Source organism: Roseateles toxinivorans, from assembly GCF_004362525.1.
Classification (GTDB): Bacteria; Pseudomonadota; Gammaproteobacteria; order Burkholderiales; family Burkholderiaceae_C; genus Paucibacter; species Paucibacter toxinivorans.
Window position 1 is genome coordinate 429,332 of the sequence record NZ_SNXS01000004.1, and the last position, 11,849, is coordinate 441,180.

An 11,849-nucleotide genomic window follows, 5' to 3' on the forward strand; every position below is an offset into this window, starting at 1 on the left:
GCCGTGGACGCATTGCCCGCACACTTCCAGGTCTGGCTGGCCACCAATCTGCTCGCCGGCTGCAGCATCGACACCGTGCAGGCCGCCCTGGTGCAGGCCGGCGTGCCCGCCGAGTTGGCCCAGCAAGAGCTGACCCTGGCCCAGCAGCACCCCTATCTGGCCGTGGCACGCACGCTGAAGGCCAAGCTGGAGCGGCGCGAGTCGCTGCTGAAGACGCTGGACGGTTTGCAGCGCCAGGACCCCGGCTATCTGCGGGTCGAGCGCCAGCCGCTGCCACCCTATGCCGAGTTCCTGCGCCGCTACTTTGTGCCCAGCCGGGTCGGCCTGTTCAGCGGCGCGATCGAGCACTGGGCGGCGCGCCACTGGACCCCCCGCAGCCTGCTGGAGCAGGTGCCGGCCGCGACCCCGGTGGAAATCCAGTTCGACCGCGAGCAGGATCCGCGCTACGAGTCCAACAGCGCCCGACACAAGCGCGAGCTGGCATTTGGCGACTTCATCGCCATGGTCGAGCAGACCAGGGCCTCCAACAACTTCTACCTGACGGCCAACAACCTGGCCCTGCGCAACACCGCGCTGGGCGCGCTGCTGCGCGACACCGCCAATCTCGGCGATGGCTATCTGGACCTGCGCGCCCAGGGCGGCACGCACCTGTGGATAGGCCCGTCGGGCGTGATCACGCCGCTGCACCACGACCTGACGCACAACCTGTTCGTGCAGATCCATGGCCGCAAGCGCTTCCGGCTGATTCCGGCGCTGCAAGCACCATACATGCACAACGAACTGCATGTCTATTCGGAGGTGGATCTGCTGGCGCCGCAACCCGACACCTATCCGCAGTTCGCCCGCACGACGGCGGTCGAGATCGAGGTCGGGCCGGGCGACCTGCTGTTCATCCCGGCCGGCTGGTGGCATCACGTCAGCGGCCTGAGCCCGAGCATCAGCCTGAGCTTCACCAATCTGAGCGGCGTGGCCAACGGCTTCGTCGACTTTCCGGTGGCCTGAGCAGGCGGCCCCCCTGCCGAACGGCCTGGGGGCCACCATCACGCGGCGGTCATAGGGGCTGCCTAGAGTCGGCGACGGCATGCAAGCCAGCGGCATTTCCCGCTTTCGCCAGATCGGCGCCAACCACCCGGCAAGGACACACCATGGGTCGCCCCACACAAGTCAAACCCGCGCGCAGCGGCGGCAATCGCCGCGACTTCTTCAAGCATTCCGGCTCGGCCGCGGTCGCCATCGCCGCCACCCCCTTGCTGCCGCTGACCGGCCAGGCCGCGGTGGCGCTGAATGCGCTGTTCCAGCATGGTGTGGCCAGCGGCGACCCGCTGTCCGACCGCGTGATCCTGTGGACCCGCGTGTCGCCCACCAATGGCCGCAGCGCGCAGGTGGTGGACTATGTTGTCGCCAGGGATCCGGCCTTCACGCAGATCGCCGCCAGCGGCCGGGTCAAGACCAATATCGAGCGCGACTTCACGGTCAAGATCGATGTCGCCCGCCTCGAGCCCAATACGACCTATTACTACCGCTTCGCCGTCGATGGTTCGCAGTCACCGGTGGGCCGCACCAAGACCCTGCCGGTGGGTGCCACGCCCAGCCTGCGCATGGCGGTGGTGAGCTGCTCGAACTTCGCCTACGGCTATTTCAATGCCTATCGCCGCATCGCCGAGCGCGGCGACCTCGACATGGTCGTCCATCTGGGCGACTACATCTACGAATACGGCTCGGGCCAGTACGGCAATGTGCGGGCCTGCGAGCCGGCCACCGAGATCGTCACCCTGGCCGACTACCGCGCCCGCCACGCCCAATACAAGCGCGACCCCGACTCGCAGGAGATGCACCGCCAGCATCCGCTGGTCGCCATCTGGGATGACCACGAGACCGCCAACAACGCCTGGAAAGATGGCGCCGAGAATCACCAGCCCGGCACCGAAGGCACCTGGCCGGCGCGCGTGGCCGCGGCCCTGCAGGCCTATTACGAGTGGATGCCGGTGCGCGTGCCGGATACCGCAAATCCGCAGCGCAACAACCGCAGCTTTGCCATCGGCAATCTGGTCGACCTGATCATGCTGGAGCAGCGGCTTAGCGGCCGATCGGAGCAGCTGGGCACCAACATCGGCCACCCGTCGGGCTACTTCGTTCAGAGCGGTGCCTATGCCGACCCGACACGCCAATTGCTCGGCGCCGATCAGGAGACCTGGCTGTTCAATAAGCTGCGCGGCAGCACCGCAAAGTGGAAGCTGCTGGGGCAGGGCGTGATGTTCGCTCACCTCAAGGTGCAGGGTGCGCCGCTGTCGGCCGGCGGCGGTGTGTTCCTCAACTCCGACCAGTGGGACGGCTACCAGCCGGCCCGCGACCGCGTCTATGAGGTGCTCAAGGGCGGCAACGGCCAGGCGCCGGTGAACAATGTGGTGGTGCTGACCGGCGACATCCACAGCGCCTGGGCCGCCGATCTGACGCAGGATCCGAACAACCCCAACCTCGCCACCGGAGGCTATGACAAGGCCAGCGGCCAGGGTTCGCGGGCGGTCGAGTTCGTCGGCACCTCGATCAGCTCGCCCGGCGTCAATGACCCCAGCGGTGCGGTGGCCAACAGCCTCAAGCCCGCCAACCCGCACCTCAAGTACATCGATCTGCACCGCCGCGGCTACATGCTGATCGACGCCAACGCCAGCCGCTGCGTCTGCGAGTTCTGGAACGTCGACACGGTCGCCAGCCTCAGCAATGTGCAGACCTTTGCCGCGGCCTTCGAGGTGCTGGACGGCACGAACCGGCTGGCGCCCTCGGTGCAGACCCCGGGCCGCGCCAATCCGCCGCCGCTGGCGCCCTGATGCAGCCCCTCACGACATTGGAGTCAGATATGAAATTCGCTAAATTCTTCCGGGGTCTTCCCCTGGCCGCGTTGACTGTTGGCGCGCTGAGCGCACAGGCCGCGGACTTCCATTTCTCCGGCCAGGCCATCTACAACACCAATCTGATACAGCTGGGCTTCGATCTGGATGCAGACAGCACCGGCGTCAAGGTCTGGACCGATTCCTGGCAGTCGGGCCTGAACTTCGACCCTGTCATCGCCGTCTGGGCCAAGACGGCCGACGGCTACGCGCTGCTCAGCGAGGTGGACGACGATGACAGCATCGGCGCGGGTCAGGGGTCGTTCGACGCCGGCATCCAGTTCTCCGCCATGAGCGCGGGTCACTATCTGGTGACCCTGGCGGCATCACCCAACTATGCCAATGGCACAACGCTGGCGGCCGGCTTTGCCTTCGGCGGCCAGCCGCCGGTGGCCCTGGCCGACTGGATCCAGCCCAGCAACAACCCGAACACCAACGACCAGAAGGGTGGCTTCTGGAGCCTGCACCTGACGGGGGTGACACAGGCCGCGCCGGTGCCCGAGCCCGCAAGCTGGGCCTTGCTGGCCGGTGGCCTCGCACTGGCGGCGTTTCGTCGGCGCGGCGTCTGAGCCGATGCGCCATCCAGCGTGATCAAGATCACGCTGGATGGCTGCCTGCAGGTATTGCCGTATTGCTGTCACACCGATTGGAGATCATCCGGCTCGATCAACCCAACCGGAGCCCTCCATGTTCACCGACAGCACCCAGATCGCCGCCCGCCACAAGCAGTTGCGCGAGGAGTTGAAGCAGCGTCTGGCCGACACCGGCAAGTGGACCGGCCTGCCACACCTGCTCGATGAGCTGCACGCGTTGAAGCATCAGCATGCCGCCGCACTGGCCCGCGCCAGCACGGCGCAGGCCTGACCGGTGTCTCGCGTTACAGCGAGGCCGGGCGTGTCACGTCCTCGTCATAACGGCTGAAGCGGCTGGGGGCCTGCCGGCTGTCCTGACGGTAATTGCGCCGCCAGGTGTAGATGCGCAGCGCGGCCAGTGCCAGCAGCATGGCGCAGAAGCCGCCCAGGCCCTTGAGGCCCAGGTTCATGAAGGTCAGCAGGCTGATGGCCAGATAAATGTGCGGCAGCTTCTCATACAGGCTTGCAGGTATCCACATGACGACGTACTCCCTCTTTTGTTGTCTGTGCCCGATGGCCGGGCTGAGCCCGCACGGACGACACGGAAGGGTCGGCCCGGCTGGCGAAGGCCTTGCGGCGATACCGGCCGCAAGGCTGAGGGCAGTGTAGGGAGGGTACCTGCCTGGCGCATCCCCTCAGAGCAGGGGGCAAGCACATTATTTACACGTGTTCTGGCGCTGAAAATGCTGCAAACGAACACTGTGAATAAAACTCAGCGCTGCAGCGTCAAAGTGAGCGCAATCGGCTTGTCGGTCTTGTTGCTCCACATCCAGCAAAAGTCCTGATCCAGCGCCGGATTCAACTGACCTTCGGCGGCGCTGGCACCGTCCACCTTGGCCGGATAGACCACCTGCTTGCTCTCGTGGTAGTGGATGTTGAACTGGGTCGGGCGCTCGGCCCTGAAGGACCAGTCCACCCGTTGGCCCTTGCCCAGCTTGCCGCAGACCTCGGCGAACTTGGCCGGCGCGATCTGCGCCTGGTACTCAAAGCGGCCTGCGTCATTCCAGCGGATGTCCACCAGCTCGGCATGGGCGGTTCCCAGGGCCAGCAGGCCCAGGCCGGCGCAGATCAGGGGGCTGTTCATCAGGCCTGCACCCGCACGGGCGTATAGCCGGCTTCCGCAATGGCCTCGCCGAGCTGCGCCGCATCGGCCGTGACCGGCTCGACCTGCACGCGGTGCGTGGCCAGGTCGATCTGCACATGGGCGCCGGCGTCCACGGCCTGCAAGGCCTTGGTAATGGCGCCCACGCAGTGGCCGCAGCTCATGTCCTTGACTTCAAATGTGATCATCATGGTCGTAACTCCGTTTCAGAAGATGCCACTGCCAGGCTTGCCACCGTTGTAAGGTCAAGCCGTTTCTTCAGACCACGGCGACCGGAATGCCGGCAATCTTGGCCGACCACTCTTTCGGGCCGGTGTTGTGCACGCTGATGCCGCCGGCATCAACCGCCACCGTCACCGGCATATCCTTGACGTCGAACTCGTAGATCGCCTCCATGCCCAGATCGGCAAAGCCGACCACCTGGGCACCCTTGATCGCCTTGGCCACCAGATAGGCGGCGCCGCCGACAGCCATCAGATAGGCCGACTTGTGCTGCTTGATCGATTCGATCGCCACCGGGCCGCGTTCGGCCTTGCCGATCATCGCAATCAGTCCGGTCTGCTCCAGCATCATGTCGGTGAACTTGTCCATGCGGGTGGCCGTCGTCGGACCGGCAGGGCCGACCACCTCGTCGCGCACCGGATCGACCGGACCGACGTAATAGATCACGCGGTTGGTGAAGTCCACCGGCAGCTTCTCACCCTTGGCCAGCATGTCCTGGATGCGCTTGTGGGCTGCATCGCGGCCGGTCAGCATCTTGCCGTTCAAGAGCAGGGTCTCACCCGGCTTCCAGCTCGCCACCTCTGCCTTGGTCAGCGTGTTCAGGTCGACGCTGCGGCTCTTCTTGTAGTCGGGTGCCCACTGCACATCGGGCCAGAGGTCCAGGCTGGGCGGGTCGATATAGGCCGGGCCCGAGCCGTCGAGCACGAAATGGGCGTGGCGGGTGGCCGCGCAGTTCGGGATCATCGCCACCGGCTTCGATGCAGCGTGCGTCGGGTAGGTCTTGATCTTGATGTCCAGCACCGTGGTCAGGCCGCCCAGGCCCTGGGCGCCGATGCCCAGGGCATTGACCTTCTCGTACAGCTCGATGCGCAGCTCTTCGAGCTTGTTCTGAGGGCCGCGGGCCAGCAGCTCGTACATGTCGATGTCGTCCATCAGAGACTCTTTGGCTAGCAGCATGGCCTTCTCGGCCGTGCCGCCCACGCCTATGCCCAGCATGCCCGGCGGGCACCAGCCGGCGCCCATCGTCGGCACCGTCTTCAGCACCCAGTCGACCAGGCTGTCGCTGGGGTTCATCATCACGAACTTGCTCTTGTTCTCGCTGCCGCCGCCCTTGGCCGCCACCATCACGTCGATGGTGTTGCCGGGAATCAGTTCCATATTGACGATGGCCGGCGTGTTGTCCTTGGTGTTGTTGCGCAGGAACAGCGGGTCGAACAGCACCGAGGCGCGCAGCTTGTTGTCCGGGTTGTTGTAGGCCTGGCGGACGCCCTCATCGACGGCCTCCTGGACCGAGCCCTTGAAACCGTCGAAGCGCACGTCCATCCCAATCTTCAGGAAGACATTGACGATGCCGGTGTCCTGGCAGATCGGGCGGTGGCCCTCGGCGCACATCTTGGAGTTGGTCAGGATCTGCGCGATCGCGTCCTTGGCCGCGGCGCTCTGCTCGCGCTCGTAGGCGCGGGCCAGGTGCTGGATGTAGTCGGCCGGGTGGTAGAAGCTGATGTACTGCAGCGCCGCAGCGATGCTTTCAACGAAATCGGCGTACTTGATCTGGGTGGTGCTCATGGCGGAGGGCTCGCAACAACTTGGGGGCGGGGAGGGCAGCAAGCCTGCCAGCGCAGCCTTACGGTAGGCTCACAGGGGGCGTTGCATCAAACGTCTAAGTGTACTGAAAGGGATTTTTCCTGATGACCGCAGCTTTCAAGCGTTTCTTTGCCAGTGAATCGGCCGGGGGCATCGTGCTGGCCCTGGCCGCAGTGCTGGCCCTGATCGTCAGCAACTCGCCCTGGGCCGAGAACTACCTGGGCTTCATCCGCCTTCCCGGCGAGCTGCGCATCGGTGGCGACTGGCTGGTGCTGAGCAAACCGCTGCTGGTCTGGGTCAATGACCTGTGGATGGCGGTGTTCTTCTTTCTGGTCGGGCTGGAGATCAAGCGCGAGTTCGTCGAGGGCGAGCTGGCTTCGCGGTCGCAGGCGGTGCTTCCGGCGGTCGCCGCGCTGGGGGGCATGATCGCGCCGGCACTGATCTATGCCGCGATCAACCATGCCGACCCGGTGGCCCTGCGCGGCTGGGCGATTCCTGCCGCCACCGACATCGCCTTTGCCATCGGCATCGTCATGCTGCTGGGCTCGCGGGTGCCGCTGTCGCTGAAGATCTTCCTGACGGCGGTGGCCATCATCGATGACCTGGGCGCCATCGTCGTGATCGCGCTGTTCTACACACAAAACCTGTCCCTGCCGATGCTGGCGGCGGCCGGTGTCGGACTGGCGGTGCTGTTCGCGCTGAACCGGGCCGGCGTCACGCGGGTCGATGTCTATATGCTGGTGGGCCTGCTGCTGTGGCTGTGCGTGCTGAAGTCGGGCGTGCACGCGACGCTGGCCGGCGTGGCCACGGCGCTGGCCGTGCCCATGCGCGACAAGGCCGGCAACTCGCCGCTGGAGACCATCGAGCATGGCCTGCACCCCTGGGTGGCCTTCATGGTGCTGCCGATGTTTGCCTTTGCCAATGCCGGCGTGTCGCTGCAGGGGCTGAGCTTCGAGGCGCTGCTGCAGCCCATCCCGCTGGGCATTGCCGCCGGCCTGGTACTGGGCAAGGTGATCGGCGTGTTCGGCAGCAGCTGGCTGATGATCAAGCTGGGCTGGGCCGCGCGCCCGGCCGGGGCCACCTGGACCCAGTTCTTCGGCATCTGCGTGCTCTGCGGCATCGGCTTCACGATGAGCCTGTTCATCGGCGGCCTGGCCTTTGTGGGCCTGGACGCCGGCTATGAGACCAGCGTCAAGCTCGGCGTGCTCAGCGGCTCCCTGGTGGCAGGGGTGCTGGGCGCCGCGATACTGAGTCGTGGCAGGACCTGAGGCCTGCCGCCGACCGATCAGCCTCGGCCCCGAGCGGGGGGGGGCTCGCTCAGTGCTGTGCCGGCTCCGAGGCGCCGGTCGGACGTAGCTGGTGCTTCTTCAGATCGCCCAGCCAGTGGCTGCCGCCCAGCAGGCGGTCGGTCAGGGCAATGGCCAGGGCCGAGAGCAGGAACACGACGTGGATGGTGGTCTGCCACAGCAGCACCTTCTCCTCGTAGTTGCCAGCATTGATGAAGGTCTTCAGCAGGTGGATGGACGAGATGCCGATGATGGCCGTGGCCAGCTTGACCTTCAGCACCGAGGCATTGACGTGGCTCAGCCACTCGGGCTGATCCGGGTGGTCTTCCAGGCCCATGCGCGAGACAAAGGTCTCGTAGCCGCCAACGATGACCATGATCAGCAGATTGCTGATCATCACCACGTCGATCAGGCCGAGCACCACCAGCATCAGGATGGTCTCGTTGAGCTTCATCGGCGTCATGTCGCCCTTGTAGCCGATGCTCTTGATAAGGATGTCCAGGGCCGCCGTGTTGCCGAAGGCGGCCTCGATCAGGTGCACCAGCTCGGTCCAGAACTGGAACACATACACACCCTGCGCCAGGATCAGGCCCAGATACAGGGGCAGTTGCAGCCAGCGCGTGGCGAAGATCAGATTCGGCAGGGGGCGCAGCTTGCGGGGAGTGTTCGGCTTGGGGCTGGTCATGGCGGGCTTGTCGGTACTGCGTTGGGGAGGGCGATTCTAGGGGTTGCGCATGACAAGACCTTTGCAAGCGGGCAAACCCCGGCACCAGGGCGCGCGGAAAAACGCTAGCGAGGGGCTGAGTTTCAAGCGGTTTCGCTCTAGAGTAAGGGCTTAGTCAGAGAGGCGCGCCACAGTCTGGGCCAGCCACGAACAACATCCAGGAGACTGCTATGTACTACCCCACCGAGGCCGCGATGAAGTCCGCCCATGTCGCCGGCATGGCCGCCTACGAGAAGCTCTGCGCCGAAGCGGAGTCCGACTACGAGGGCTACTGGGCGCGCCTGGCGCGTGAGCTGGTGAGCTGGAAGACGCCGTTCACCAAGGTGTTGAACGAGGAGAACGCGCCGTTCTTCAAGTGGTTCGAGGACGGCACGCTGAACGTCTCCTACAACTGCCTGGACCGCAATGTCGAGGCCGGCCTGGGTGACAAGACGGCCATCATCTTCGAGGCCGATGATGGCCAGGTGACGCGCGTCAGTTACAGCGAGTTGCTGAGCCGCACCTGCCAGCTGGCGAATGCGCTGAAGGCCCGCGGGGTGAAGAAGGGCGACCGCGTCGTCATCTACATGTCGATGTCGGTCGAGGGCGTGGCCGCGATGCAGGCCTGCGCGCGCATAGGCGCCACCCACTCGGTGGTGTTCGGCGGCTTCTCGGCGCAGAGTCTGCGCGACCGCGTGCAGGATGCGGGCGCGGTGATGATCATCACCGCCGACGAACAGCTGCGCGGCGGCAAGCAGCTGCCGCTGAAGGCTATCGTCGATGAGGCGCTGGAGGGCGGCAGCTGCCCGACTTGCAAGGATGTGATCGTCTACAAGCGCACCGGAGGCAACATCGCCTGGGTCGAGGGCCGTGATGTCTGGCTGCACGACGCACTGGCCGGCCAGGCCACGACTTGCGAACCCGAGTGGGTCGGCGCCGAGCACCCGCTGTTCCTGCTCTACACCTCGGGCTCCACCGGCAAACCCAAGGGCGTGCAGCACAGCACCGGCGGCTATCTGCTGCATGCGGCGCTGACGACCAAGTGGACCTTCGACCTGAAGCCCGACGATGTGTTCTGGTGCACGGCCGACATAGGCTGGGTCACTGGCCACACCTATATCAGCTACGGGCCCCTGGCCCTGGGCGGCACCGAGATCGTGTTCGAGGGCGTGCCCACCTACCCCGATGCGGCGCGTTTCTGGAAGACAATAGAGAAGCACAAGGTCACGATCTTCTACACCGCGCCGACGGCCATCCGCTCGCTGATCAAGGCAGCCGAGAGCAACGAGGCGGTGCATCCGAAGCAGTCCGACCTCAGCAGCCTGCGCATACTCGGTTCGGTCGGCGAGCCGATCAACCCTGCCGCTTGGGAGTGGTACCACCAGCACGTCGGCGGCGGTCGCTGCCCCATCGTCGACACCTTCTGGCAAACCGAGACCGGCGGCCACATGATCACGCCGCTGCCGGGCGCCACGCCGCTGGTGCCGGGCTCCTGCACCTTGCCCTTCCCGGGCATCACCGCGGCCATCGTGGACGAACTGGGCAATGATGTGCCCAATGGCCAGGGCGGCATCCTGGTCGTCAAGAAGCCCTGGCCCAGCATGATCCGTACGATCTACGGCGATCCGGAGCGCTTCAAGAAGAGCTACTACCCAAGCGAGCTCAAGGGCTATTACCTGGCCGGCGATGGCGCGATCCGCGATGCCGACACCGGCTATTTCACGATCACCGGCCGCATCGACGATGTGCTGAATGTCTCCGGCCACCGCATGGGCACGATGGAGATCGAGTCGGCCCTGGTCAGCTGCACCGAGCTGGTGGCGGAGGCTGCCGTGGTCGGCCGCCCGGACGACACCACCGGCGAGGCGATCTGCGCCTTCGTGGTGCTCAAGCGCCCGCGTCCCAGCGGCGACGAGGCCAAGGCGATTGCCAAGACCCTGCGCGACTGGGTGGCCAAGGAGATCGGCCCGATCGCCAAGCCCAAGGACATACGCTTCGGCGACAACCTGCCCAAGACCCGCAGCGGCAAGATCATGCGCCGCCTGTTGCGCTCGGTAGCCAAGGGCGAGGCCGTCACGCAAGACACCTCGACCTTGGAGAACCCGGCGATTCTGGAGCAGCTGGGCCAGGCCTATTGAGGCTGGCAGACCACACATGGCAAAGCAGAGCGGGGCGGGTGCGGGGGGCGGAGACCCGCCCGTCACGGGCCTCAGCGAGCCTGCGGCACAGGTCCTGCGCCGCTTTCGCCTGGTCTTCAATGCGGTCAAGTCGCACTTCCAGCAGGTCGAGAAGAAGGCCGGCATTGGTGGCGCTCAGCTGTGGGCGCTGAGCATCATCGGCGCCCGCTCGGGCATCGGCGTCACCGAGTTGGCGAGGGCGATGGATGTGCACCAGTCGACCGCCAGCAATCTGGTCAAGGGGCTGATCGATCGTGAGCTGGTCACGGCGGCCAAGGACGGGCCCGACCGTCGCACCGTGCAGCTGCGTGTGCTGCCCGGCGGCACCCGGGTCCTCAAGCGCGCGCCAGGCCCGTTCGCCGGTGTGCTGCCGCAGGCGCTGGCCAGCCTGGACGCGAGCACGCTGGCGCGCCTGGATGCCGATCTGGGCCTCTTGATCAGCGCCCTTGGCGCCGACGAGCGCGGCGCCAGTATCCCGCTCGGTCAGTAGGAGTTCCACCTACGGCTCAGGGCCCGAGCGCGCGTTGGACGCGCTCCAGCAGGGAGCTCATCTCGGCCGTGCTGTCGAGGAAGAACATGGCGCTGCTGTGACCCTGCGCACGGCCGATGCGCACCGTCAACCAGCCGGGCAGGGCACGCTCGAACACCGCCTCATCGTTGACGTCATCGCCGACGAACAGCAGCGCTTCACAGCCACTGGCCCGCAGCAGGGCCAACGCGGCATCGCCCTTGTCGGGTGCATGACGGGCGACGATGTTGACCACGCACTTGCCACCAAAACTGCGCAGGTCCGCCGGCAACTCGGTCAGCAGCTCCGAGATCGTGCGCAGGGCCGCGTCGCGGTCACGCGCCAGGCGGTAGTGCAGCGCCAGCGACAGGCCCTTGTCCTCGACCTGAACGCCGGCGGCATGCAGGGCAGCGGCGTGCGGCTGCAGGCGCTGCAGCAGCAGGGACAGACCCGGGGCCTGAACGCCGTGGTCCAGGCCTTCGGCGCCATGGTTGCCGACGACATAGGCCGGCTCGAAGCCCAGCCGCGGTCGCACATCGGCAATGGAGCGGCCGGTGATCACGGCCACCGGACAGCGCTGTGACAGCGCGGCCAGGCGGCGTGCAATGCCGGTCGGTACCTGGGCGTCATCGGGGCGGGCCACGATGGGCGCCAGCGTGCCATCGACATCGAAGCCCAGCAGGACGGGGCGCTGCATCAGTTGCACGATGGCCTGCTCACCGGCCGCGCAGAACAGGTGGCGCATGGGAG

Annotated in this window: 13 protein-coding genes; 7 read left to right on the forward strand and 6 right to left on the reverse strand. The window is 66.1% G+C overall.

Annotation, left to right across the window (positions count from 1 at the left end):
- Positions 1-3 precede the first annotated feature (3 nt).
- The 4 genes from DES47_RS17060 to DES47_RS28765 all read left to right on the forward strand — a co-directional run bounded on the left by DES47_RS17060 (position 4) and on the right by DES47_RS28765 (position 3,749).
- On the forward strand, positions 4-1,002 hold the full coding sequence (locus DES47_RS17060) for a cupin-like domain-containing protein (protein WP_133701929.1): 999 nt from the start codon (positions 4-6) through the stop codon (positions 1,000-1,002).
- Between the two features lie 143 nt (positions 1,003-1,145).
- Positions 1,146-2,825 carry an alkaline phosphatase D family protein gene (locus DES47_RS17065; protein ID WP_133701930.1) on the forward strand — a complete coding sequence of 560 codons (1,680 nt, stop codon included), beginning with the start codon at positions 1,146-1,148 and terminating at the stop codon, positions 2,823-2,825.
- 29 nt (positions 2,826-2,854) lie between these two features.
- Positions 2,855-3,454, forward strand: a complete 600-nt coding sequence (locus tag DES47_RS17070; RefSeq protein WP_166652043.1) for a DVUA0089 family protein — start codon at positions 2,855-2,857, stop codon at positions 3,452-3,454.
- 118 nt (positions 3,455-3,572) lie between these two features.
- Entirely contained in the window at positions 3,573-3,749 is a 177-nt protein-coding gene (locus DES47_RS28765) for a hypothetical protein (RefSeq protein WP_166652044.1), read from the forward strand.
- 13 nt (positions 3,750-3,762) lie between these two features.
- Here DES47_RS28765 and DES47_RS17075 read toward each other — a convergent pair whose 3' ends face one another.
- The 4 genes from DES47_RS17075 to DES47_RS17090 form a co-directional block, all read right to left on the reverse strand.
- Entirely contained in the window at positions 3,763-3,996 is a 234-nt protein-coding gene (locus DES47_RS17075) for a hypothetical protein (protein WP_133701932.1), read from the reverse strand.
- A gap of 233 nt (positions 3,997-4,229) precedes the next feature.
- Positions 4,230-4,601, reverse strand: a complete 372-nt coding sequence (locus tag DES47_RS17080; protein WP_133701933.1) for a hypothetical protein — start codon at positions 4,599-4,601, stop codon at positions 4,230-4,232.
- Entirely contained in the window at positions 4,601-4,810 is a 210-nt protein-coding gene (locus tag DES47_RS17085) for a heavy-metal-associated domain-containing protein (RefSeq protein ID WP_341800629.1), read from the reverse strand. The genes DES47_RS17080 and DES47_RS17085 overlap by 1 nt, the downstream gene beginning before the upstream one ends.
- A gap of 67 nt (positions 4,811-4,877) precedes the next feature.
- On the reverse strand, positions 4,878-6,407 hold the full coding sequence (locus DES47_RS17090) for a fumarate hydratase (protein WP_133701934.1): 1,530 nt from the start codon (positions 6,405-6,407) through the stop codon (positions 4,878-4,880).
- Positions 6,408-6,529: 122 nt separating this feature from the next.
- Between DES47_RS17090 and nhaA the strand changes: the two genes are divergently transcribed.
- Positions 6,530-7,693, forward strand: a complete 1,164-nt coding sequence (nhaA, locus tag DES47_RS17095; RefSeq protein ID WP_133701935.1) for a Na+/H+ antiporter NhaA — start codon at positions 6,530-6,532, stop codon at positions 7,691-7,693.
- Between the two features lie 49 nt (positions 7,694-7,742).
- Here nhaA and DES47_RS17100 read toward each other — a convergent pair whose 3' ends face one another.
- Entirely contained in the window at positions 7,743-8,396 is a 654-nt protein-coding gene (locus tag DES47_RS17100; RefSeq protein WP_133701936.1) for a TIGR00645 family protein, read from the reverse strand.
- A gap of 209 nt (positions 8,397-8,605) precedes the next feature.
- Between DES47_RS17100 and acs the strand changes: the two genes are divergently transcribed.
- Both acs and DES47_RS17110 read left to right on the forward strand, forming a co-directional pair.
- Complete coding sequence (gene acs, locus DES47_RS17105; protein WP_133701937.1) at positions 8,606-10,552, forward strand: acetate--CoA ligase; 1,947 nt, start codon at positions 8,606-8,608, stop codon at positions 10,550-10,552.
- A gap of 16 nt (positions 10,553-10,568) precedes the next feature.
- Positions 10,569-11,081 (forward strand): MarR family winged helix-turn-helix transcriptional regulator, encoded by a 513-nt coding sequence (locus DES47_RS17110; RefSeq protein ID WP_133701938.1) that lies wholly within the window; start codon positions 10,569-10,571, stop codon positions 11,079-11,081.
- 16 nt (positions 11,082-11,097) lie between these two features.
- On the opposite strand, the gene otsB is transcribed toward DES47_RS17110, so the two are convergent.
- The gene (gene otsB, locus DES47_RS17115) at positions 11,098-11,844 is read right to left on the reverse strand and encodes a trehalose-phosphatase (RefSeq protein ID WP_243748346.1); all 747 of its coding nucleotides are present in this window, start codon (positions 11,842-11,844) and stop codon (positions 11,098-11,100) included.
- Positions 11,845-11,849 lie beyond the last annotated feature (5 nt).